At 70.0% G+C, this 23,066-nt stretch carries 26 protein-coding genes; 22 read left to right on the top strand and 4 right to left on the bottom strand.

Annotated features, from left to right (window positions below; genetic code table 11):
* Positions 1-40: 40 nt before the first annotated feature.
* Together F8279_RS11050 and proC are read left to right on the top strand one after the other, a co-directional pair.
* On the top strand, positions 41-1,069 hold the full coding sequence (locus tag F8279_RS11050; RefSeq protein ID WP_091421978.1) for a 6-phosphofructokinase: 1,029 nt from the start codon (positions 41-43) through the stop codon (positions 1,067-1,069).
* Positions 1,070-1,150: 81 nt separating this feature from the next.
* Positions 1,151-1,969: a pyrroline-5-carboxylate reductase gene (gene proC / locus F8279_RS11045; protein ID WP_091420946.1), complete on the top strand. Its 819-nt coding sequence runs from the start codon at positions 1,151-1,153 to the stop codon at positions 1,967-1,969.
* 3 nt (positions 1,970-1,972) lie between these two features.
* On the opposite strand, the gene F8279_RS11040 is transcribed toward proC, so the two are convergent.
* On the bottom strand, positions 1,973-2,701 hold the full coding sequence (locus F8279_RS11040) for a YoaK family protein (protein ID WP_225853224.1): 729 nt from the start codon (positions 2,699-2,701) through the stop codon (positions 1,973-1,975).
* A 128-nt stretch (positions 2,702-2,829) separates the two neighbouring features.
* Between F8279_RS11040 and F8279_RS11035 the strand changes: the two genes are divergently transcribed.
* The 11 genes from F8279_RS11035 to F8279_RS10985 all read left to right on the top strand — a co-directional run bounded on the left by F8279_RS11035 (position 2,830) and on the right by F8279_RS10985 (position 13,892).
* Positions 2,830-4,245, top strand: coding sequence for a sugar porter family MFS transporter (locus tag F8279_RS11035; protein WP_151499871.1), 1,416 nt, complete (start codon positions 2,830-2,832; stop codon positions 4,243-4,245).
* A gap of 83 nt (positions 4,246-4,328) precedes the next feature.
* Positions 4,329-4,631: an urease subunit gamma gene (locus F8279_RS11030; protein ID WP_013287657.1), complete on the top strand. Its 303-nt coding sequence runs from the start codon at positions 4,329-4,331 to the stop codon at positions 4,629-4,631.
* Between the two features lie 43 nt (positions 4,632-4,674).
* Positions 4,675-5,154, top strand: a complete 480-nt coding sequence (locus F8279_RS11025) for an urease subunit beta (protein WP_151499870.1) — start codon at positions 4,675-4,677, stop codon at positions 5,152-5,154.
* Between the two features lie 41 nt (positions 5,155-5,195).
* Positions 5,196-6,914, top strand: a complete 1,719-nt coding sequence (locus F8279_RS11020) for an urease subunit alpha (RefSeq protein ID WP_151499869.1) — start codon at positions 5,196-5,198, stop codon at positions 6,912-6,914.
* A gap of 59 nt (positions 6,915-6,973) precedes the next feature.
* Positions 6,974-7,537 (top strand): urease accessory protein UreE, encoded by a 564-nt coding sequence (ureE, locus tag F8279_RS11015; protein WP_151499868.1) that lies wholly within the window; start codon positions 6,974-6,976, stop codon positions 7,535-7,537.
* Positions 7,538-7,554: 17 nt separating this feature from the next.
* Positions 7,555-8,232 (top strand): urease accessory protein UreF, encoded by a 678-nt coding sequence (locus F8279_RS11010; protein WP_225853223.1) that lies wholly within the window; start codon positions 7,555-7,557, stop codon positions 8,230-8,232.
* A gap of 36 nt (positions 8,233-8,268) precedes the next feature.
* Positions 8,269-8,898, top strand: coding sequence for an urease accessory protein UreG (gene ureG, locus F8279_RS11005; RefSeq protein WP_091420925.1), 630 nt, complete (start codon positions 8,269-8,271; stop codon positions 8,896-8,898).
* A complete protein-coding gene (locus F8279_RS11000) occupies positions 8,895-9,812 on the top strand; it encodes an urease accessory protein UreD (RefSeq protein WP_151499866.1) in 918 nt (305 codons plus the stop codon). Before ureG ends, F8279_RS11000 begins: the two co-directional genes overlap by 4 nt.
* A 16-nt stretch (positions 9,813-9,828) precedes the next feature.
* Positions 9,829-10,899 carry an urea transporter gene (gene yut, locus F8279_RS10995; RefSeq protein ID WP_151499865.1) on the top strand — a complete coding sequence of 357 codons (1,071 nt, stop codon included), beginning with the start codon at positions 9,829-9,831 and terminating at the stop codon, positions 10,897-10,899.
* Positions 10,877-12,517: an ammonium transporter gene (locus F8279_RS10990; protein WP_151499864.1), complete on the top strand. Its 1,641-nt coding sequence runs from the start codon at positions 10,877-10,879 to the stop codon at positions 12,515-12,517. Before yut ends, F8279_RS10990 begins: the two co-directional genes overlap by 23 nt.
* A gap of 874 nt (positions 12,518-13,391) precedes the next feature.
* Positions 13,392-13,892: a hypothetical protein gene (locus F8279_RS10985; protein WP_151499863.1), complete on the top strand. Its 501-nt coding sequence runs from the start codon at positions 13,392-13,394 to the stop codon at positions 13,890-13,892.
* Positions 13,893-14,229: 337 nt separating this feature from the next.
* Here the strand turns inward: F8279_RS10985 and F8279_RS10980 are convergent, their stop codons facing one another.
* Positions 14,230-14,775, bottom strand: a complete 546-nt coding sequence (locus F8279_RS10980; RefSeq protein ID WP_151499862.1) for an isochorismatase family cysteine hydrolase — start codon at positions 14,773-14,775, stop codon at positions 14,230-14,232.
* A complete protein-coding gene (locus F8279_RS10975; protein WP_151499861.1) occupies positions 14,772-15,935 on the bottom strand; it encodes a DNA-binding transcriptional regulator in 1,164 nt (387 codons plus the stop codon). The genes F8279_RS10980 and F8279_RS10975 overlap by 4 nt, the downstream gene beginning before the upstream one ends.
* 227 nt (positions 15,936-16,162) lie before the next feature.
* Here F8279_RS10975 and F8279_RS10970 point away from each other — a divergent pair, with 227 nt between their 5' ends.
* The 7 genes from F8279_RS10970 (at position 16,163) to F8279_RS10940 (ending at position 19,989) form a co-directional block, all read left to right on the top strand.
* Complete coding sequence (locus tag F8279_RS10970; protein ID WP_151499860.1) at positions 16,163-16,417, top strand: hypothetical protein; 255 nt, start codon at positions 16,163-16,165, stop codon at positions 16,415-16,417.
* On the top strand, positions 16,414-16,770 hold the full coding sequence (locus F8279_RS10965) for a hypothetical protein (RefSeq protein WP_151499879.1): 357 nt from the start codon (positions 16,414-16,416) through the stop codon (positions 16,768-16,770). The genes F8279_RS10970 and F8279_RS10965 overlap by 4 nt, the downstream gene beginning before the upstream one ends.
* Positions 16,767-17,840, top strand: a complete 1,074-nt coding sequence (locus F8279_RS10960) for an oxidoreductase (protein WP_225853222.1) — start codon at positions 16,767-16,769, stop codon at positions 17,838-17,840. The genes F8279_RS10965 and F8279_RS10960 overlap by 4 nt, the downstream gene beginning before the upstream one ends.
* Positions 17,840-18,166, top strand: coding sequence for a DivIVA domain-containing protein (locus F8279_RS10955; RefSeq protein WP_151499859.1), 327 nt, complete (start codon positions 17,840-17,842; stop codon positions 18,164-18,166). The genes F8279_RS10960 and F8279_RS10955 overlap by 1 nt, the downstream gene beginning before the upstream one ends.
* 35 nt (positions 18,167-18,201) lie before the next feature.
* Positions 18,202-18,552 (top strand): DUF2203 domain-containing protein, encoded by a 351-nt coding sequence (locus tag F8279_RS10950; protein ID WP_036342567.1) that lies wholly within the window; start codon positions 18,202-18,204, stop codon positions 18,550-18,552.
* An 8-nt stretch (positions 18,553-18,560) separates the two neighbouring features.
* Complete coding sequence (locus tag F8279_RS10945) at positions 18,561-19,079, top strand: GNAT family N-acetyltransferase (RefSeq protein WP_151499858.1); 519 nt, start codon at positions 18,561-18,563, stop codon at positions 19,077-19,079.
* Between the two features lie 106 nt (positions 19,080-19,185).
* Positions 19,186-19,989, top strand: coding sequence for an SGNH/GDSL hydrolase family protein (locus tag F8279_RS10940; RefSeq protein WP_091420901.1), 804 nt, complete (start codon positions 19,186-19,188; stop codon positions 19,987-19,989).
* Positions 19,990-20,061: 72 nt separating this feature from the next.
* Here F8279_RS10940 and F8279_RS10935 read toward each other — a convergent pair whose 3' ends face one another.
* Positions 20,062-20,550 (bottom strand): glutathione peroxidase, encoded by a 489-nt coding sequence (locus tag F8279_RS10935; RefSeq protein WP_151499857.1) that lies wholly within the window; start codon positions 20,548-20,550, stop codon positions 20,062-20,064.
* Between the two features lie 143 nt (positions 20,551-20,693).
* Between F8279_RS10935 and F8279_RS10930 the strand changes: the two genes are divergently transcribed.
* Both F8279_RS10930 and F8279_RS10925 read left to right on the top strand, forming a co-directional pair.
* Positions 20,694-22,328, top strand: a complete 1,635-nt coding sequence (locus tag F8279_RS10930) for a glycosyl hydrolase family 18 protein (RefSeq protein ID WP_151499856.1) — start codon at positions 20,694-20,696, stop codon at positions 22,326-22,328.
* 173 nt (positions 22,329-22,501) lie between these two features.
* A complete protein-coding gene (locus F8279_RS10925) occupies positions 22,502-23,032 on the top strand; it encodes a hypothetical protein (RefSeq protein WP_151499855.1) in 531 nt (176 codons plus the stop codon).
* Positions 23,033-23,066: the final 34 nt, after the last annotated feature.

Genomic DNA, 23,066 nt, shown 5'->3' with positions numbered 1-23,066 from the left:
ATCCGGGCTTCACCTGATGCTCCAGGAGGATGAGCAGATCATGCGTATCGGCGTGCTCACCGGCGGCGGCGACTGCCCAGGTCTCAATGCGGTGATTCGGGCGGTGGTCCGCAAGGGCGTCGCCACCTACGGTCACGAGTTCGTGGGCTTCCGGGACGGCTGGAAGGGCCCGCTCGAGGGCCTGACCAAGCCGCTCGGCATCGCCGAGGTGCGCGGCATCCTGCCCCGCGGCGGCACCATCCTCGGCTCGTCCCGCACCAACCCGTTCAAGATCGAGAACGGCGTGGAGCGGATCAAGGACAACCTTGCCGGCCAGGGCGTGGACGCGCTGATCGCGATCGGCGGCGAGGACACGCTCGGCGTCGCCACCAAGCTGCACGAGCTGGGCGTCAACGTCATCGGTGTGCCGAAGACGATCGACAACGACCTCGGTGCGACCGACTACACGTTCGGCTTCGACACCGCCGTCAACATCGCCATGGAGGCGATCGACCGGCTGCACACCACCGCGGAGAGCCACCACCGCACGCTCGTGGTCGAGGTCATGGGCCGGCACGCCGGCTGGATCGCGCTGCACGCCGGCCTCGCCGGCGGCGCCAACGTGATCCTGCTTCCGGAGCGGCAGTTCGACGTCGAGCAGGTCGCCGGCTACGTCGAGAAGCGCTTCCAGCACCAGTACGCCCCGATCGTCGTGGTCGCCGAGGGCGCGCAGCCGCTGGACGGCCAGATGGTCCTGCACAACCAGGAGCTGGACGCGTTCGGTCACGTCCGCCTCGGCGGCATCGGCCAGTGGCTGGCCGAGCAGCTGGAGGCGAAGACCGGCAAGGAGGCGCGCACCGTGGTGCTCGGCCACATCCAGCGCGGCGGCACCCCGACCGCGTTCGACCGGGTGCTGGCGACCCGGCTCGGCCTCCACGCGATCGACGCCGCGCACGAGGGCGACTGGGGCAAGATGGTCGCGATGCAGAGCACGGACATCGTCCGCGTCCCGCTCGCCGACGCCACCCGCGAGCTGAAGACCGTGCCGCTGGAGCGGTACGCCGAGGCCGAGGTCTTCTTCGGCAGCTGATCGACGGCGCACGGGCGTGGCGGGCCGGCGACCCGGCCCGCCACGCCGTGCCCACGTGACCCGGGAAGAGGGGTACGGCTGATGGCACGCCAGGTGCACACGGTCGCGGTGATCGGCGCCGGCAAGATCGGTGAGTTGATGCTCTCCGGGCTGCTGCGTTCCGGCTGGCCGGTGGAGCGGCTGCTCGCCACCGCCCGCCGGCCGGCGCGGGCTCGGGAGCTGGCCGACCGTTACGGCGTACGGGTGGTGGACAACCTCACCGCGGTGGCCGAGGCCGAGGTGCTCGCGGTGTCGGTCAAGCCGCAGGACGCCGCCGCGCTGCTGGACGAGATCGGCCCGAAGGTGCCGGCCGGCAAGCTGGTCATCTCGCTCTGCGCCGGCCTGCCGACCGCCTTCTTCAACCGCCGGCTGCCCGAGGGCACCCCGGTGGTCCGGGTCATGACGAACACCCCGGCGCTGGTCGACGAGGCGATGAGCGCGATCTCGGCGGGCGCGTACGCGACCGGTGAGCACCTGGCCCTGGCGGAGGAGATGTTCTCCCCGCTCGGCTCGACCGTCCGGGTGCCCGAGTCGCAGCAGGACGCGGTCACCGCGCTCTCCGGCTCCGGTCCGGCCTACTTCTACCTGCTGGTCGAGGCGATGATCGACGCGGGCATCCTGCTCGGCCTGCCGCGTCAGGTGGCGCACGAGCTGATCGTGCAGACCGCGATCGGTTCGGCGGTGATGCTGCGTGACTCCGGCGAGCACCCGGTGAAGCTGCGCGAGGCGGTCACCTCGCCTGCGGGCACCACCATCTCGGCGATCCGCGAGCTGGAGAACCACGGCGTACGCGCGGCCATGCTGGCAGCGCTGGAGGCGGCCCGGGACCGGGCCCGGCAACTCGCCGCCCAGGCCGACTGACGCTCAGCCGGGCCGCGACGCCGGTCCCGGCCGCCGGTGCCGGCGGAGAAGCAGGACCAGTACGGCCAGGGCGAGCGTCCCCCACAGCGGCACCCAGCGGGGCCGGTGCTGGGCGAGCGTGCCGACCGCGCCGCCGACGCTGTAGCTGACCAGGGCGAGCAGCCCGAGCAGGGTGCCCCGGCGGGCCCGGCCCCGGCCGGCGGTGGGGCCGAACAGCCAGCGGGCCGCCCGCTCACCGGTCTTCGTCGTGGTGTCCGACTGGTAGGTGATCGGCGTCGCGATGCCCGCGGTACGGGTCGCCACAGTGGTCAGGCTGCCCATGGCGATCGCGCCGGCCGCGGCGAGCAGCACCCGCGCGGCCGTGCCCTCCCGGCCGTACGCGAGCGTCAGGTTGAGCACCGTCCAGACGACCATGGCGGCCTCGGTGACCGCGATGTCGACGAGCGGCGCCGCCGTCGGCCGGGTCCGGCGGCGGAGCAGGTTCACCAGTCCGGCGGCGGTGGCGAACGCGACGATCGACGCCGCCGAGACCGGCCAGGTGGGATGCCCACCGGCCGGTCCCATGCCGAGGAAGATGGCGTTGCCGGACTGGTTGGCGACGAACGCGCCGTACCGCAGGAACGCGAACGCGTCCAGCGCGCCGGCGGTGACGACGGCGAGCACGAGCGCCGCGATCGGGTGGCGGAACTCGCGGTAGGAGTCCGCGGAGCCGTACGGCGCCGACCGGTTCACCCTTCCCCCGTCCGTGTGCAGGAGCGGCCGCGGAGTTTCGCCGTCGGGCCGCTGCGGCGAACCTACTATATGTCGCATATGTAGGTTTGCGACCGTTTCGCTGGGCGGTCGCCGACGGACGGGGTGACATGGCGGCGAGCGGACGCGCGGCCGACCGGCCGCCCCGCCACAACCTCGTGGCGATCCTGTCGATCGTCGTCCTCTCCGGCGCCTTCTTCGGCTACAACCAGGGCGTCATCAGCGGCGCGCTGCACGACATCCGGCGCACGTTCGACGTGGACACCTTCGAGGTGGAGGTGGCGGCGAGCTGGGTGACGCTCGGCGCACTGGCCGGCGCGCTCGCCGGCGGTCACCTCGCCGACCGGATCGGCCGGCGGGGCGCGCTGTGGGTGGCCGCCGGCGCGTACGTCGTCGGTACGATCGTGCAGGCGGCGGCCCCGACCATCGGCGCCCTGCTCGGCGCGCGGCTGCTCCTCGGGGTGGGCATCGGCGTGGCCTCGGTCGCCGGGCCGATGTTCGCGGCCGAGACGGCGCCGGAACGGATCCGCGGCGGCCTGCTCGCGGTCTACCAGTTCTCGACCACCTTCGCGATCTTCATCGGCTACCTGGCGGACGAGCTGTTCACCGGCGGCGAGTCGTGGCGGTACCTGCTCGGCGCCGCTGTCGTGCTGGGCGTGGCGCTGATCCTGGTCACCGTGGTGGTGCCGGACTCGGCGGTCTGGTACCTCAAGCGGGGCGACGGGCGCCGTGCCCGGGAGTCGTTGTGCCGGACAGTTCCCGAACACCGGGTGGGGCAGCGCCTGCACGAGATCGAGGAGAGCCTGCACGGTCGCAGGGCGAGCTGGCGGGAGCTGCTGTCCCCGCAGTGGCGGCGTCCGCTCGCGCTGGGTGTGGGGCTGGCGCTGTTCCAGCAGACGACCGGGATCAACGGCATCATCTACTACGCCGACTCGATCTTCGCGGCGGCCGGATTCCGTACCCCGGAGGCGCAGCTCTCCGCGACCACCTGGGCCATCGGCGCGGTGGACGCGGCGTTCGCGCTCGTCGCGGTGGGCCTGCTGGACCGCGTCGGCCGCCGGCCGCTGCTGCTGGTCGGCCTGGCCGGGATGGCCGTCTCGCTCGCCGTGGTGAGCGTCAGCTTCCTCGGCGCGGGTGCCGGGCGCGGCGACGGCGGGATCACCACCGCGGGCCTGTTCCTGCTAGTCGGCGTGATCTTCTTCGTCGCCTTCTACGCCGTGTCGATCGGCCCGGCCGCGTGGACCGTGATCAACGAGATCTATCCCGGCCCGATCCGCGGCCGGTGCGTGGCGATCGCGTCCGCGACCCACTGGGGCACCGAGTACCTGATCACGCAGTTCTTCCTGAGCCTGCTCGACGCGCTCGGCCGGTCGGGTGTGTTCGCGCTGTTCGCCGGCCTGTGCGTGCTCGGCTTCCTGTTCGTCCGGCGCTACCTGCCGGAGACCAGGGGCCGGACGCTGGAGCAGATCCAGCAGATGTGGGTCGCCGACTACGACAAGCGCAAGCGGGCGCACGCCGAGTCCTGAGATCTTGCTGAAAGCCTGCTTTCCCGGCAAACCCCTCCTAATGTGACGACATAGCCGAAAGTACGTGAAGGGGGGATCGCGACGTGCATCTCACGCCGAAGGAATTCGACAAGCTGACGATTCACTCGCTGGCGATGGTGGCCAACGCCCGCAAGGCGCGCGGGGTCAAGCTCAACCACCCCGAGGCCGTGGCGGTGATCTGCGCCGCGGCGCTCGAAGGCGCGCGTGAGGGCAAGACCGTCGAGGAGGTCATGAACGACGCGAGCCACGTGCTCACGGCGGACGACGTGATCCCCGGCGTGGCGGACATGATCCCGATGCTCCAGGTCGAAGCGGTCTTCACCGACGGGTCACGGCTGATCACCGTCCACTCACCCATCCAGTAGAGCAGCGACCGGAGGCCACGGTCTCCGGCAGAGCGGGGGCGACATGGCGAAGCAACACCCGGGACCGAACTCCAAGCACCTTCGGCCCATCGGCGGCTACAAGCTCAGCGACCAACCCCTGGAACTCAATGCCGGTCGGCCGGTGACCGAGGTGGTCGTGCACAACACCGGCGACCGGCCCATCCAGGTCGGTTCCCACTTCCACTTCTTCGAGGCCAACCGTTTCCTGGAGTTCGACCGCCCGGCGGCGTTCGGCAAGCGGCTGAACATCCCGGCCACCACCTCGATCCGGTTCGAGCCCGGCGACCGCAAGACCGTCCAGCTCGTCCCGTACGGCGGTTCCCAGCGGGTGTACGGCTTCAACGGCCTGGTCCAGGGCTGGACCGGGGACGGGCCGATCCCCGGCTACCGGCCGGACCGGGCCGAGGCGCTCCACCAGGCCCAGACGCGCGGCTTCAAGACCACGTCGCAGCAGCAGGACCAGGGCAAGGGTCAGGACCAAGGCAAGGGCAAGGGCAAGTAGCCCGGCCACTCTCAGACGCGCCAGAGCTGGAGCGATAACGCATGAGTCAGATCTCACGGCAGGAATACGCCGGAATGTACGGCCCGACCACGGGCGACCAGATCCGGCTGGGTGACACCGACCTCTACATCGAGATCGAGAAGGACCTGCGGGTCCTCGGTGACGAGGTCATGTACGGCGGCGGCAAGACCCTGCGCGACGGCATGGGCAGTGCCAGCCAGGCCACCAGCGCCGAGGGCGTGGTGGACCTGGTGATCACCAACGTGACAGTCGTCGACGCGCTGCTCGGCGTGGTCAAGGCGGACGTGGGGATCAAGGACGGCAGGATCGCCGGGATCGGCAAGGCCGGCAACCCCAACGTCATGGACGGGGTGACCCCCGGCCTGGTGACCGGTCCGGGCACCGACGCGATCTCCGGTGAGCACCTGATCCTGACCGCCGGTGGCATCGACGCGCACGTCCACCTGGTCACCCCGCAGCAGGTGTGGGCCGCGCTCAGCAACGGCGTCACCACCCTCTGGGGCGGCGGCACCGGGCCCACCGACAGCACCAACGGCGTCACCATCACGCCCGGCCCGTGGAACATCCAGAACATGATGCGGGCCTTCGAGGACCTGCCGATCAACATCGGCCTGCTGGGCAAGGGCAACAGCAGCGGCCGGGCGCCGCTCGTCGAGCAGATCATGGCCGGGGTGCCCAGCTTCAAGATCCACGAGGACTGGGGTGCGCCGCCCGCGGTGATCCGGTCCTGCCTGGCCGTCGCCGACGAGTACGACGTCCAGATCAGCATCCACACCGACACGCTCAACGAGAGCGGCTACATCGAGGACAGCATCGCCGCCTTCGAGGGCCGGACCATCCACACCTTTCACACCGAGGGTGCCGGAGGCGGGCACGCGCCGGACATCATCAAGGTGGCCGGCCAGATGAACGTCCTGCCCGCCTCGACCACGCCCACCGTGCCGTACGGCATCAACAGCCAGTCCGAGCTGTACGACATGATCATGGTCTGCCACAACTTCAACCCGAAGGTGCCCTCGGACGTCGCCTTCGTGGAGAGCCGGATCCGCACCGAGACCATCGCCGCCGAGGACGTGCTCCTCGACGAGGGCGTCATCTCGATGATGCAGAGCGACTCGCAGGCCATGGGCCGGGTGGGCGAGACCTGGCTGCGCACCGTCCAGCTCGCCGGGCAGATGAAGAACGTCCGCGGCAAGCTGGCCGAGGACTCCGACGCCAACGACAACTTCCGGGTCCTGCGCTACGTCGCCAAGATGACCATCAACCCGGCGATCACCCAGGGCGTCTCGCACGTCATCGGCTCGGTCAGCCCGGGCAAGCTCGCCGACCTCGTCCTCTGGGAGCCCGCGTTCTTCGGCACGAAGCCCAAGATGGTGCTCAAGGGCGGGATGATCGCCTGGTCGATCATGGGCGATCCGAACGCCTCGCTGCCCACGCCGCAGCCGGTCTACTACCGGCCCATGTTCGGCGCCACCGGTTCGCAGGTCGCCAAGAACTGCGTGACGTTCGTGTCCCGCGCCGCGCACGAGTCGGGTGTGGCCGAGCAGTTGGGCCTGCAACGGCAGGTCATCCCGGTCTACGGCTGCCGCAACCTGACCAAGCGCGACATGGTGCGCAACGACCGTACGCCGAAGCTCGAGGTCGACCCGGAGACCTTCGCCGTGAAGATGGACGGCGTGCACGCGACGGTGCCGGCGGCCAAGAACCTCCCCCTCAGCCAGCTCTACTTCTTCAGCTGACCCGGCACGGCGCCCGCTCCCGGCCGAGCCGGCGGCGGGGTCGCGTGAAAGGAGAACACATGCTCGTCGAAACGGTACTCGGCAACGTGAACGAGCCGACCTGGACCGAGCGGCTCCGGGAGGCCAAGGTCGACGACCTGGTCCTCGACCAGTGGGACGCCCAGAAGAGCCGGCTGCGCCGGACCACCAGCCTCGGCACCGAGCTGGCGCTGTCCCTGGCCCGCGGCGTACGGCTGCGCGACGGCGACGTGCTGGCCTGGGACGACGCCACAGCGACCGCCGTGGTGGCCCGGATCGCGCTCGGCGAGGTGATGGTGGTGCACCTCGACACGCTGCACGGCGAGTCGATGGACATGGTGATCCGCTCGGCCGTCGAACTGGGCCACGCGATCGGCAACCAGCACTGGCCGGCGGTCGTGAAGGGCACCAAGATGTACGTCCCGCTCACAGTGGACCGCAAGGTGATGGACTCGGTGATGCGCACGCACGCGTTCACCGGTCTCACCCACGAGTTCATTCCCGGCACCGAGATCATCGCGTACCTGGCCCCGCACGAGTCGCGGCGCCTGTTCGGCGGGGCCGACTCGACCCCGCACACGCACCTGCCCGCCGACCTGAACTGAGGGCCGGGGTGTCCACGGTGATCGAGGCCCTGAAGCTGCTCCAGTTCGGCGACTCGGTCTTCCCGGTCGGCGCCTTCTCCTTCTCCAACGGGCTGGAGACGGCGGTCGAGCAGGGCGCGGTGCACGACCGGACGACGTTGCAGGAGTTCGTGCGTACGGTCACCCGTGCCGCCGCCACCGGTGACGGGGTGGCGCTGCTCGTGGCGCACCGCGCCGCCCGCGCCGGTGACCTCGACCGGATCCGGGCGGCCGACGAGGCCGTACACCTGCGCAAGATCAATGAGGAGACGCGGACGATGACGGTCCGCATGGGGCGCAAGCTGGCCGAGGCCGCCGAACGGGTGGTGGGGGAGTCCCTGCTGCGCAAGCGGGTCGCGGAGAGCGGCGCCGGAGTCCCGGTCACCTACCCGGTCGCGCTCGGCGTGCTCTTCGCCGAACTCGGCGTGGCTGAGGCGGACGCGTTCGCCGCCCACCAGTACGGCGCGGCCTCCATGGTGCTCGGCGCGGCGGTCCGGCTGATGCGGGTGGACCACCTCGACACCCAGTCGATCCTCTTCGCGGTCAACGAGCGGGTCGGCGAGGACTACGAGGAGGTGCGGACCGCCGGGCTCGACGACATGCAGAGCTTCGCACCGCACCTCGACGTGCTTGCCGGCGCGCACCAGCACGCACACGTACGGATGTTCATGAGCTGAGCGCTCCCGCTCACCACCTGAAGGGCATTTTCACAAATGAAATCAGCGAGTCGGATCGGCGTCGGCGGCCCGGTGGGCAGCGGCAAGACGGCCATCATCGAGGCCGTCGTGCCCCGCCTGGTCGAGCAGGGCCTGCGCATCCTGGTCATCACCAACGACGTGGTCACCACCGAGGACGCCAAGCACGTCCGCCGCGCCCTGACCGGCGTGCTGGTGGAGGAACGCATCGTCGGCGTGGAGACGGGTGCCTGCCCGCACACCGCTGTTCGCGAGGACCCCAGCATGAACCTCGCCGCCGTGGAGGACATGGAGGCGCGGTTCCCGGACAGCGACGTCGTGCTGATCGAGAGCGGCGGCGACAACCTCACGCTCACCTTCAGCCCCGCGCTCGTCGACTACTTCATCTACGTGATCGACGTGGCGGCCGGCGACAAGATCCCGCGCAAGAACGGCCCGGGCATCTCCAAGTCCGACATCCTCGTGATCAACAAGACCGACCTGGCCCCGTACGTCGACGCCGACCTGGACGTGATGGCCCGCGACGCCGAGCTGATGCGCGGCGGCAAGCCGTTCGTGTTCACCAACTGCAAGACCGGCGAGGGCATCGACGCCCTGGTGGACCTGGTCCGCCGCAACGCGCTCTTCGACGCCGAAGTCCTCGCATGACCACTCTGGACTCCGTCCGGGAACTCGCGCCGTACCAGGACCAGCCGGCGCAGCTGCCGGCCGCCGCGAACGGCAAGGTGGGCATCCTCCGGCTGGGGTTCGAGCGGCGCGAGGACCGGACCATCCTGCGCGACGTCTACCGGCAGTCGCCGCTGCTGGTGCAGCGCGCGCTGTACTGGGACGAGGAGATGCCGGGCCTGCCCTGCGTCATGATCCTCACCACCTCCGGCGGCGTGCTCCAGGGCGACCGGCTGCGCATCGACGTCGACCTCGGGCCCGGCGCGCAGGCGCACCTGGTCACCCAGGCCGCCACCAAGATCCAGGAGATGGACGCCAACTACGGCACCCAGACCCAGAGCTTCACTCTGGCCGACGACGCCTACCTGGAGTTCCTGCCCGAGCCGGTGATCCCGTTCCGGCGCAGCCGGTTCGTCTCCGACACCGTGGTCCGGCTGCCGGAGACCGCGACAATGCTGTACGCCGAGGTGCTCCAGCCCGGCCGCAAGTACTACCGCGACGGCGAGATCTTCGCGTACGACCTGTTTTCCACCACGCTGCGTGCCGAACGGCCCGACGGACGGCCGCTGTTCGTCGAGAAGTTCGTGATCACTCCCGGCCGCTTCCCGGTGTCGCGGATCGGGATGATGGACCGCTTCCACGTCTTCGGCAACATCGTGCTGCTCACCGACCCGGACCGGGCGGCAAGGGTCTTCGAGCGCACCGCGACACCGGTGTGGGACGAGCGGACACCGCTGGCCACCGCTGTGAGCCGGCTGCCGAACGACGCCGGCCTGGTGTTCAAGGTGCTCGGGCAGGAGACCGAGCCGGTCCGCGCCGCGGTCCGCGCGTTCTGCGTGGCCGCCCGCGAAGAGGTGACCGGCTGCACCTTCCCGCCGGTCTTCAGCTGGCGTTGACCAGGAGGGCAGCGAGATGGCCGACATCGGACGTGGCTGGCGCCACCTGGCCGACCGGAACCCGGCGGCCGGGTTCGTCGACGCCTGCCTGCGCGGCGCCGCGCAGGTGGTGCTCCAGAACAATCCGCTCAGCGGCCTGCTCATCCTGATCGCGCTCGCCTGGGGCGCGTTCGAGAACGGGACACCACGGGTGTTCGGCGGCGGCGTGCTCGGCCTGGTCGTGGGCACCGCGACCGCGCTGGCGCTGCGGGTCGACATGTCCAGCTGGCGCAAGGGCCTGTTCGGGTTCAGCCCGCTGCTGACCGGGCTCGCGGTGCCCACGTTCCTCGACCAGCGCCCGCTGATGTGGCTCTACCTCGTGCTCGGCGCGATCGGCACGGTCGTGGTCACGCTCGCCCTCAACGCCGTCTTCAAGCGCTGGAACCTGACCGCGTACACGTTCCCGTTCGTGCTCACGACGTGGTTCCTGCTGATGGCGGCGTACCAGTTCGACAGGTTCACGGTGCTCACGAAGCTGACGCCGAAGTTCCCCGGTGAGGGATCGTCGGCCGGCGGCACGTTCGACTGGGGCCTCGTCCCGACGTTCTTCAAGGGCGTGTCCCAGGTCTACCTGATCGAGAGCTGGGTCACCGGCCTGCTCATCCTCGTCGCCCTGCTGATCAACTCCCGGTGGTCGGCGCTGTTCGCGGTGATCGGCGCCGTCGGCGCGACACTGCTGGCGCTCTGGTTCGGCGCCGACGGCGCGTCGCTGGACAAGGGGCTGTTCGCCTTCAACGCGGTGCTGACCGCGATCGTGGTGGGCACCGTCGCGCACCGTCCCGGCGCGCTGGTGACCGTCTACACGCTGTTCGGCATCGCGCTGACGCTGGTCGTGCAGATGGCGCTGACCACGATGCTCACGCCGCTGGGCATCCCGGTGCTGACCGGGCCGTTCAACATCGCCACCTGGCTGTTGCTGCTGCCGGACCGGCACTTCGCGCCGGTGCCCAACCACGAACGAGTGAAAGACACCGTGCTGCACACCGTCCGTGACTCCGTCCACCTGCGAGAGAAGGAGGGAAACCGTGTCCGCTCCGAACGCGGGTGACACCGCCTGGGTGCTCGTCTGCGCCGGCCTCGTCCTGTTCATGACGCCGGGACTCGCCGCGTTCTACGGCGGCATGGTCCGCACCCGCAACGTCCTGGCGATGCTGCAACAGAACATGATCGCGCTGGGCGTGGTCAGCCTGACCTGGGTGCTCGTCGGCTACACCATCGCCTTCGGCGACGACGCCGGCAGTGGGCTGTTCGGCAACCTGGAGCTGTTCGGGCTCACCGACCTGAAGGTGCCGCCCGCACCCAACCTGCACGTGGTCGACGGCCGGATCACCATCCCGACGCTGGCGTTCGTGCTGTTCCAGATGATGTTCGCGGTGATCACACCGGCACTCGTCACCGGCGCCACAGCGGGCCGGCTCAAGTTCGGCGGCTGGGTGCTGTTCCTCGCGGTCTGGTCGATAGTGGTCTACGCGCCGATCGCGCACTGGCTGTGGCACCCCGGCGGGTGGCTGGCGAAGTTCGGCACCCAGGACTGGGCCGGCGGGCTGGTCGTGCACGCCAGCGCCGGCGCCGCCGTCCTCGCCGTCCTGCTCGTCGTCGGTCGCCGCCGGGACTGGCCGCACACCGCCGCGCCACCGAACTCGATCCCGCTGACCATCGTCGGCGCGGGCATCCTCTGGTTCGGCTGGTTCGGCTTCAACGGCGGCGACGGCCTCCAGGCCAACGGCCTGGCCGCGCAGGCCGTCCTCAACACGCACCTCGCCGCCGCCGCGGCGATGCTCGTCTGGCTGGCGCTGGAACGCGTCACCGACGGGCACAGCACCGTCGTGGGCGCGGTCTCCGGCGCGGTCGCGGGCCTGGCCACGGTCACCCCGACCGCCGGGTACGTCAACGCGGCGTCGGCCGTCGCGATCGGCGCGCTGGCCGGCCTGGTCTGCCACTTCGCGCTGAAGCTGAAGTACCTGCTGCGCCTCGACGACGCGCTCGACGTGCTCGCCGTGCACTTCGTCGGCGGCATGCTCGGCACACTCCTGCTCGGCCTGTTCGGCAACCGCGGGGTCAACCCGCTCGGCGCCGACGGGCTGTTCCTCGGCGGCGGAGGCGGCCTGCTGTGGCGCCAGATCGTCGGCGTGGTGAGCGTGGTCGCGTTCTCCTTCGTCCTCACCTGGCTGATCGCCGCCGGAGTGCAGGCCCTGATCGGCCTGCGCGTGCCGCCGGCCGCCCAGGAGCGCCTCGACCAGGTGCAACAGGGCGCCGACGCGTACCACCTGGGCGGGGTCACCAGCCTGACCGCGCCGGCCGCGCCCCGGCGTCGTACCGCAGGGGCGCCAGCCGGCGAACCGGCCGTGCCGCCCGGTCAGCGGGTACGGGTGGTCACCGCGTTGCTGGAGCCGGACCCGGCGGCGAACAGCGCCGACCTGCGCGACGCCCTGCTGCGCGCGGGTGCGATCTCGGTCATCGTCAGCGACGCCGCCGTGGCGACGACCACACCGCAGGCGAGCCTGCTGCCGCGTGGCTACTGGCAGGACCAGCCCCTCGCCGCCCGGTTGCGTGTCACAGTGCTGGTCGGCGCCGACGGGGTGGGGGCGGTGCTGGACGAACTGGACCGGATGGGCGCGCGCCGGAGCGACACGTTCGTGCAGGAGGCGGAACGCGTCCAATCCTGATAGGTGGTCGGTCACTGCCTGATTGGGTCTTACGTCTCACTCCTTCGGTCAGGTTGCGCGTGCAGACCGCTGGGCGTACCGCCACTGTGGACTACGGGTGATTAAATCAAGCTGCGACGGCAGGCACCGAGGACGGTAGGGGTGTCTCCGATGGCTAATCGATTCATCGAGGAATGTCAGGAGTCTGCAACGAGCGTTTCGCATGCTGCGGCTTGTGGAAGTCGGGTGGCGCGTCGAGTCCCCAACGGACCGTCCGTCGACTTGCAAGACACACAGGTCGATCTTGCGCCTGCCCCGCAGTAGGAAGGGGGCGGCCTGATCTGGCTTCTCTGGCTTACATGATCCGTGCCTTTTGAAGTGGCAGGTGTCGACGAAGCCCTGCTGTGGTGATCGGCAGGCCGGTCGGAGCTCTTAAGTCTGCCGTCAGCCTGTTCAGGTGAACCATCTCCAGTGGAGTGGGGTTGATGGCGTGTGATCGACGGATCCTACGAATGTAGAGGTTGTAATGCCGCCAATGAGGCGAAGGCGAAATCCGGCCTCGTCGAATCAATCGCATTCATCCGATCGTCAGATTGCTAAGCTCGCACTGATTGGTACGGTAGCGGCAGCTGCGATTACTGCTGTATCTGCCGTCGTTGCGTCTATCGTCCCTCATCTACTGGCGGGCAACCAGCCGCAGGCTCCATCATCCGGGGTTTCGGCGTCCGGTGCACCGACTGCGACTCCTGACGTTTCGCCGCCGCTAACCGTTGCCGTTCAACAGTCTGACGAGTATTGCCGGGAGGGGTGGGTTCTGCCCGATGCTCCTCGTCCAATTCCTCAGTCCAACGACGGATGGATCGACTGGCCCGCCTGGGCGCGGCAGCAGGGAGCGGTGCGTGTCAACAGGCACGAAGTGCTGCTTACCATTCAAGGAGTCTCGGACGCCAAGGTTGTCATCGATCGCATCCGAGTGGTCGTGGTGGGTCTTCGCAGGGCGCCCCTCATCGGGACGCTTGTGGATATACAGTGCGGCGAGCCCTTCGAGTACAGATACCTGGAGGCCAATCTTGACAAGAATCCGCCGTCCGTAACGTCCAAGACAACGGGATCAATAGGTGGCGAACGCAATGCTCGGCTGGATCCCGCGAAGTTCCCCTATCAGGTCGCCATTGATGAGGCCGAGAGCTTTGTTGTCTCATCTGTGATTTCCAAGTATGACGTTGACTGGCGCGTCGAGGTGGATTGGTCTTCTCAGGGTCAGTCCGGCACGATTGAGGTCTACGATAACGGGCAGCCTTTCCGCACGACCAGTTCATCCAGCGTGAGTGCCACCTGTGCTTGGTGGGATAGCGGCCTCCTTGTCAAGGAGTCGTCCAAAAACTGCCAGACATGAGTGTGGTTCGATTGGAAGGCGAAACTCGAAGTTTCGAAAGACCGGGAAGTGTGGGGAATTTTCTGAAGTCTTTGAGGTCGGCGCGGACAGCGGTGACTTGGGTGTTATGACGGCTTTGGCGCCTTCGCCGTCCGTTGACGACCGAAGGCTCTCTGCGGATGGAGCCAGAGGAGGCCACTACGAGACCCGTGACCGGTGGAGCAGCTGTCTGGTGGATGGGTGGAGGCTGACTTCCCACGGGTTTGCGTGGCCAGCCGCCTACCTTCCTTCAGGGTCTCCGAGGGTTCCACCGGCCGGTGGAAGGTTGGGCCACCGGTAGTGGTGGACGGTCGTACGATCACCGATGATCGAACAACTCGTTGACTGTCTTCATGTCGATGAGCTGGCCGGCACCGACGAAACGCCGTGCCACGAGAATGCCCGCCTCGTGTGCGGCCGGACCGCCGTGGCTGGCCGACGCATCGGTGACCATCCATGGCGTCAGGCCGCGCTCGAAAGCGTCCACCGCTGACTTGAGGACGCAACTCTCGGTGGCCACCCCGCAGAACACGAGATCGGTCCAGCCCTCCCGAGCGGCCAGGTCCGCACCCTCGCTCGTGAAATACGAGTAAGTGGGCTTGTCGAGAACGTGTGCCCGAGCAGCATGTCGGCTCAGTTCAGGCACGATCTCTGTCTCGGGCGAGTGCTGCATTCGCGTCCAGTGGATCAGCCTTTCGAAAGGGCTGCCCGGATAGTTGTAGTAGCGCGTGAAGACGATCGGTCTGCCCGTGGCCTCCCACCGTTCAACCAGTTCCACAACCTTCGGGATGACATGTCGGCTCCGGTCGTTGATGAAGCCGTTCTGCATATCGATGACGATCAGGGCCGCCCGCTTGCCGCTCATACCCCGACTCTGCCAACCGTCGTCTCTGCTTCGCGAAGCGCCGCCTGGGCCTGCGTCAGACGCTCGGGTAGGCCGCTGGTTGTCACGGCTGCCTGACGCATCATGCAGTGCTGCGCGGTCTCCTGCACTCGTGCGGTGGTGAGTCGCGAGTGGGCAGCTCTCAGGAACCGCCAGCCGAACCCGTGAGGCACCACCGGGTCTCGCCCGTTCTCCACCACTCGCTGGACCTGCCGGCAGTAGGCCCAGAGCATCTGCACGTCGATCTCAAGCGAGACCAGTTCGTCGGCGGTAAGGGCTCGTTCCGGCGAGATTGCGTGATAGGCGAGTCCGGACCAGGTCGCGAAGCCGACGGATACCCCGGCGATTCCGAACGGAACAGCAGTGGGCTGGTCGAACCCCTTGGTCAACAACGTCCGCTCGACGTTCTCGGGAACAGGTTGTGGCCGGGGTGCTGCATGACGGTTCACCAGCACTGACGGGAGACTCAACAAACGGACGGCGTTGCTCAGCTCTTCGCGACGGCATCCCATTTCTCCGGGAAGGTACATCGACATCACATACTCCGGCGCTGCTGCTCGCTGGTCGGGCTGATCCGACAGCAGGCACTCGAGCCGGCGGGCCGCCCACGGTAGGTCGTCCTCGTAGCTGGCGTACCGCCAGGCGGCGAGTTCCGCCAGCCTCCTGAAGGTGAGTTCCTGCTGGAGGTGCAGCACCACCACGCCGCAGGCGAAGACGTGCGCTGTGCACTGCCCGTCTGGATGCGGCACATCGGTCGTCCATACGTGCAGCCACTCGTGCGGGCGGGGCTTCACCCGCGGCAAAGTGGCCAACTCCCGTACCGCAGCCCCGCCGACGTGCGCCGGGATGAACTTGTGGGACTGGATGCGATAGCCGGAAGTCACCGAAGCAGCAGAGCCGGGAGACTCGTTGCCCGTCGCCTGGCAGAACCTGGCTACCGCCTCATCGCTGGCTCTGACCAGAGCGGTGTCGAGAGCGGCCTGCATCTCCGGTCGAGGTTGCACCGCATCCCGGCCGGCCTCCCACTTCGAGACGGTGCGCTCGCTGACACCGAGGTGTTCGGCGAAGTCGCGGATGCTCATTCGCAGCGCGTGCCGCAGCATCCGGGTTTCCCGCCCGGTCCACTTCTGCACGGTCGTCATTGGCTCGCCTCCGAGTGCGTCGAGACCGGCCGCCAGCAGCTTAGCGGCTCGACTTCAGAGCGGGTACAGCGCAAGTGCAGAGCGTAGTCGTACCCCGTGAGCCGCAAGCTGGCGAGGGTGGACGCATGGCCCGGGGCGGGTGCTGCGCTCCGGTGGGGCGTCACCCGAGCGCGTCCCCCCCCCCGCCCGCCCCGGTGCCGCTCCGACTCTCGACGGAAGGGCTCTTCATGGCGGTGGTGCTGGACGATTTCCCGGTGTTCACCCCGGTCAGCGACGAGGACGTGGCGCTGGCCGTGCGCGCGGTGGCGGTGCATGTGCCGGAGCAGTGGCCGACGGGTCCACTGTGCCGCAGTGAGCGGGTTCCGCATCCGTGCCGGCTGGCCCGCTGGGGCCGCAGCACGCTACGGGCGGCCGGGCTCACCGAGGTGCGCGTGGACGAGCTGGTCGCCGCCGGTGACCCGGGCGCCTGGCCGTGGGCGTGACCGGGCTCGGGGCGTACCCGACGGAGAGCTGGCCCGGGTCGGCGGCGGTGCGCGAGGCGGTGGCCCGGTGGCTGCGGCTGGTGACGGCGGACGGCGAGCTGGCGCCATACCTCGTCGGGGTTGATCAGGCCCGGCTCGCTGGACACCTGGCGCTCACTCTCACGGTGGCGCTCGGCGTACCGGCGGGCGATATCGCCCGGCCGGTGGCCGGGGCGTGGCGCGGCCTGGGCCTGACCGAGGCGCAGCACCGCCGCGTGGTCGATTACCTGGCCGGGGTGCTCTGGGCGCTCGACGTGCCGGCGGGCTCGGTGACAGCGGCCCGGCGGGCCTTCTCGGACGAGACCGGCTCGTGACCGCCGCCCTGGTCGCGTCGTGGTCCGTCACCATGCGGTACGCCCGCGAGGCAGCCGACCACTTCTGGTGCGCGGTCGAGGACCGCTGCCCCGGGATGCTGCCGGAGCGAGAGGCGGTGGTGTTCCTCGCCGCGTTCGGCCGGCTGGTCAGCGGTGGCGACGACCCGGCCGGGCGGGCGGCACTGTTGACCGTCCTCGGCCGCGCCTGCCGCCGCTACCGGCTGGTGCCGCACCTACTCACCGTCGAGGCCGCGCTCGTCGCGACGGTGACCCGGCAGGTGAGGTGGACACCGGAGCTGGCGGCGGCTTGGGCTGGGGCCGCCCGGCGGGCCACGGCGGCGGTGAGCCGTGCGGTCGACCAGGCCGACGACGGCCCGCCCTGGTGGCCGGCGCAGGTCATCGACCACGACCGGGCGGCCGACGGCGTCGCCGTGGTGACCGTGCGCCCCTGGCGCCGTCTGGCGTTCCGGCCCGGTCAGGCGCTGCCCGTCTGCACCGAACGCTGGCCCGGCCGGTGGCGTTGGTACTCGCCGGCCAACGCTCCGCGCGCCGACGGCACAGTCGAACTCCACGTCCGTGCCGTCGCCGCCGTCTCCCGCACGCTCGTGCACCGGGTACGGCCCGATGATCGGATCTGGCTCGGTCCGCCCCGGTCGACCGGCCTGACCCTCGATCCGGCGTCGAATGCGGACCTGCTGCTCGTCGCCGGGGGCACCGGGCTGGCGCCGCTGCGCGCCCTGGTCGAGCAGGTCGCCGCCGCGCCGGCCGGTCGCCGGGTCACAGTGGTCGTCGGCGCCCGCACCTTCGCCGACCTCTACGACCCGATCAGCCTGGACAAGCTCCAGAGCGGCTACGACTGGCTGACCGTCGTACCCGCGTTCTCGCACGATCCGGTGGCGGAGGCGGGAGAGCAGGGCGACGCGCTCACCGTCGCGCTGGACCACTGGCGGCCCGGTCAGGAGGTCTACCTGTGCGGGCCACCGTTGATGGTGGCCGGGTCGCGGCTGCGGCTGCTCGCCGGCGGGGTGCCGGCCGAGCGGATCCACCTGCCGGACGGGTTCGGCGTCTGATGGGCGTCTACCGCAGCCGCAACGCGCTGGCCGGCCCGCTCACCGCGGACCGGCTCAGCGCCGTCGAGCTGCCCCGCACGTCACTGGGCCGGCGCGGTTACCGGACCGACGACGTCGACGCGCTGTTGCATCGGCTCGTCCACGAACTGGGGGAGCGGACCCGGCTGCTCGACGACGCCCGGGGCGAGAACGACCGCATCAAGCGGGCCCTGCGCGCCTGGCAGGCCGAGGTGCGGGAGGCTGCCAGCGTCGTCTGGTCTCCCGCGGCCACTCCACACTCACCGTCTCGTCCCGCCCCTGACGGTCGACGTGCGGGTGAGCGGTGACCCGGACGACACCGGTCGTGCCGCATACTGGCCCGGTGTTCACTCTCGCCCAGGCGCGACACCTGGTGGCCACGCTGCGGCCGCGCGTCGACGAGCTGATCCGGCTGCGGGCCGACCTGGCCGAGCTGCGGGTCGATCTGGCCGATCACGGTGTCAGCGCGCTCGGCGGGCTGGCCGAGGTGAAGGCGCTGGAGGCGCGCCTGCATCTCGTGGTGGACGAGTTCCACCAGCACGACATTGCGGTCAAGGGGATCGCCCCGGTGCTGCTCGACTTCCCCGGTGAGCGCGACGGCCGGGCGGTGCTCTGGTGCTGGCTGGAGGGGGACACCGACATCCGGTGGTACCACCGGGTCGAGTGCGGGTTCGCCGGCCGCCGTCCGGTCTGAGCCGGCCCGTGGGTGACGCGCGCCGGGCGGTGCCGTCCGACGCCGATGAGCTGGTGCGGCTGCGCGGGCTGATGCTCGCCGGCATGAGCGGGGTGCCGACGCCGCCGGGCCGCTGGCAGGACGTCGCCCGGGACAATCTGCGCACCTGGCTGGCCGAACCGGATCCCTGGCTCGCCGCCTTCGTGGTCGACGCGCCGGACGGCGCGTCGCTGGCGGCCTGCGCGGTGGGCGCTGTGGAACGGCGGCTCGGCGGGCCGGACGACCCGAGCGGCCTGGTCGGGTACGTCTTCAACGTCAGCACCGACCCGGCGTACCGGCGGCGCGGCCACAGCCGAGCCTGCCTGACCGCCCTGCTGGCCTGGTTCCGGGACCGGGGTGTGCGCCGGGTCGATCTGCGAGCCTCGGCGGCCGGTCGCCCGCTCTACCGTGCCCTGGGCTTCCGGGAGACCGCCGACCCGGCGATGCGCCTGACGTTCCCGGCGGAACAATCCTTCATCCCGGTCCGCGAAACCGGCAACGATTTGTAGGCGTAAGTCGCTATGCGCGCCCGACCGCAAATCGGTGATCTTCCATGCGCCGTGATCTTATTGATATCTATCTCTCACCACCACTTCACGCCCCCAGGAGTGCGACGTGCGGAGATCCCGTCTTGCCACCCTCGCCCTGACCCTGGCCGCCTCGGTCGGGGTCACCCTGTCTCTGGCCGCCCCCGCCCAGGCGGCCCCGTCCGACCGCTACGTCGCGCTCGGCGACTCGTACGCCTCCGGCGTCGGCGCCGACAGCTACACATCCGAGAGCGGTAACTGTCTACGCAGCACGAACGCCTACCCGGCGCTCTACAACACCAACATCAAGCCCGCGTCGTACCGGTCGGTCGCCTGCTCCGGCGCCACCACGGCGGACGTCATCAACAGCCAGCTCTCCGCGCTCTCCTCGACCACCACGCTTGTCAGCGTGACGGTCGGCGGCAACGACGTCGGCTTCGCCAACATCATGAGCACCTGCGTGCTCCAGGGGGAGACCCAGTGCGTGGCGGCCGTGCAGTCCGCCATGAACGTGGCCCGCACCTCGATGCCGGGCCGGCTCGCCAACGTCTACAACGGCATCAAGAGCCGGTCGCCCTCGGCCCGCGTCGTGGTGGTCGGCTACCCGGTCTTCTACCAGCTCGGCACCACCTGCGTCGGTCTCAGCGCCACGTCCCGGGCGAAGATCAACGAGGGCATCAACCTGCTCGACGACATCACCCGCACGGCCGCCGTCTCGGCCGGCTTCACCTTCGCCGACGTGCGTTCCATCTTCGTCGGCCACCAGCTGTGCAGCTACGGGACGAAGTGGCTGCACGCGCTGAACGTGCTGAGCCTGAGCAAGTCGTACCACCCGACGGCGGCCGGGCAGTCCGGCGGCTACTACCCGGTCTTCCGGTCCGCCGCCGGCTGACCCGGTCCGCGGCAGCGGCACGCCTCCCGTGGGGGCGTGCCGCTTCGCCGTGCCCGGCGACGGGTGCGCCCGTCAGGCCGGGAGGGCCTTCTCGATCGCCGCGCGCAGCTCGGGGTCCTCGGGCGTGACCTGCGGGCCGAACCGCGCGGCCGGCGTGCCGTCCGGCGCGACGAGGAACTTCTCGAAGTTCCAGCGCACGTCGCCGGTGTGCCCCTCGGCGTCCGGCGTGGACACCAGTTCCGCGTAGAGCGGGTGCCGGTCCGGCCCGTTGACGTCGACCTTCTCCGTCAGCGGGAACGTCACGCCGTAGTTGACCTGGCAGAACTCCTCGATCTCGGCGGCACTGCCCGGCTCCTGGCCGGCGAACTGGTTGCACGGCACCCCGAGCACCGTCAGCCCGCGTCCGGCGTACGTGTCGGCGAGTTCCTGAAGGCCCGCGTACTGCGGGGTGAGGCCGCAGCGGGAGGCCACATTGACCACGAGCAGGGCGCGGCCGCGGTAGCGGCCAAGGTCGGCCGGGCCGCCGGTGAGGGCGTCGATCTGGACGTCGAAAACGGTCATGGGACGAGGCTACGGGCCCTCGCGCCCACCGTCCCGCGTCACCCGTGAAATCGACGCATCTACATCTTGACGAAGTGGTGACGGCGTGAGTAGCGTCTCAGCAATCAATTTGGAAAGTTTCCTAACTATTGGAGGGACGCCGTATGAAGAGATCGCTCCGCCGGGCCCTGTGGGCCACCGGCGCCGTGGTCGCGCTCGCGGTCGCCGCGGTGCCCATGACCACCGCGTCGGCCGCCGGCAGCGTCACCGCCACGTTCGCCAAGGTGCAGGACTGGGGGACCGGCCACGAGGGGCGGGTGACCGTCACCAACGGCACCAGCTCCACCGTCAACGGCTGGCGCATCGAGTTCACGCTGCCCTCCGGCACCTCGATCAGCAGCTCCTGGGACGCCGACATCACCCGCAGCGGTGACCGCTACGTGGCGGTCAACAAGAGCTGGGCATCGACGCTCGCCCCCGGCGCCAGCTTCAGCTGGGGCTACAACGGCACCGGCGCGTACAAGGCGCCGGTGAGCTGCACGATCAACGGCGGCTCCTGCACCGGCGGCGGCACGCCGACGACCACCGCGCCCACCACGGCGCCGCCCACCACCGCGCCGCCCACGACCGCGCCGCCGACGACCGCCCCGCCGACCACCCAGCCGCCCACCACGCCGCCGCCCGGTGGCAAGAAGGTTGTCGGCTACTTCGCCGAGTGGGGCGTCTACGCCCGCAACTACCACGTCAAGAACATCCACACCAGCGGCTCGGCCGCGAAGCTGACCCACATCCTGTACGCCTTCGGCAACACCACCGGCGGCCGGTGCAGCATCGGGGACAGCTACGCCGACTACGAGAAGGCGTACACCGCGGCGGACAGCGTCGACGGCGTCGCCGACACCTGGGACCAGCCGCTGCGCGGCAGCTTCAACCAGCTGCGCAAGCTGAAGAAGATGTACCCGAACCTGAAGGTGCTCTGGTCCTTCGGCGGCTGGACCTGGTCCGGCGGCTTCACCCAGGCCGCGCAGAACCCGGCCGCGTTCGCCGACTCCTGCTACTCCCTGGTCAAGGACCCGCGCTGGGCGGACGTCTTCGACGGCATCGACGTCGACTGGGAGTACCCGAACGCCTGCGGCCTCCAGTGCGACACCAGCGGCCCGAACGCGTTCAAGAACGTGGTCTCGGCGCTGCGGAGCAAGTTCGGCTCCAGCTTCCTGGTCACCGCGGCGATCACCGCCGACGGCAGCAACGGCGGCAAGATCGACGCCACCGACTACGCCGGCGCCGCGAACAACCTCAACTGGCTGATGCCGATGACGTACGACTACTTCGGCGCCTTCAACGCCCAGGGGCCGACCGCGCCGCACTCGCCGCTCTACTCGTACTCGGGCATCCCGCAGCAGGGCTTCTGGTCGGACGCGGCGATCCAGAAGCTGAAGTCCAAGGGCGTTCCGTCCAGCAAGCTGCTGCTCGGCGTCGGCTTCTACGGACGCGGCTGGACCGGCGTGACCCAGGCCGCACCCGGCGGCAGCGCCACCGGCGCGGCCCCCGGCACCTACGAGGCCGGCATCGAGGACTACAAGGTGCTCAAGAACAGCTGCCCGGCCACCGGGACGGTCGGCGGCACCGCGTACGCCAAGTGCGGCAGCAACTGGTGGAGCTACGACACCCCGTCGACCATCGGCGGGAAGATGAGCTACGCCAACAGCCAGGGCCTCGGTGGCGCGTTCTTCTGGGAGCTCTCCGGCGACACCAGCAACGGTGAGCTGATCGGCGCCATCAAGGGCGGTCTCGGCTGAGCCGAGGGCCGACGCACCACCCACCCGGCGGGGAGGGGCCGTACCGGCCCCTCCCCGCCCGCGTGCCGTCCTGGCCGAGCGCGCCGATCCGGGTCAGGATGGGGAGTCACCCGGCCGCCCGGGCCGGATGTGGCACACTCGCCGCTCGACGAGTCCACGCGACGGGAGGACAGATGGGTCGCAGCCACCGGGACCGGTTCGCCGGGCTCGCCCTCCTCGCGCTCCTGCCGGCGGCTCTGGCCGCCTGCGGCTCGGGCGGCCAGAGCGGCGACACCCCGCCCAGCGGGAAGGCGCCGGCCGAGGAGGCGGCGGCCAAGAGCCGGGAACGCGTACAGGCGTACCTGGACGCGCTGACCGCCCGCGACGCCGCCGCCGGCCGCAGCCAGCTCTGCGCGCCCATGCACGCCGCCTTCGACTCCGCCGCCACCGGCCCGAACGGCGACTTCGCCGACCACTTCACGGTGCCCGAGGCGACGATCACCGAGGTCCGCTCCGGCCCGAACGGCCAGGAGGTCAGCGCCTCGATCACGGTTGCCGCCGGCTCGCGCAAGGCCGCCCGGTCGCTGCTGTTCACCGTCACCCGCAACGGCGCGGACTGGTGCATCTCCGGCGAGGCACCCGGCGAGCGCGCGGTCGAGCCGACCGCCGACCCGGCGGAGCCGGCGCCGCCGGCGATGGCACCCTCGCCGGTGTCCTCCCAGTGACCGGAACCATCCCCCTCGGCGGCGAGTGATCGCG

The organism is Micromonospora sp. AMSO1212t, assembly GCF_008868145.1.
Lineage (GTDB): Bacteria > Actinomycetota > Actinomycetes > Mycobacteriales > Micromonosporaceae > Micromonospora > Micromonospora tulbaghiae.
Note: the sequence above shows the minus strand (reverse complement) of the source record. Positions and strands in the feature narration are given on the sequence as shown.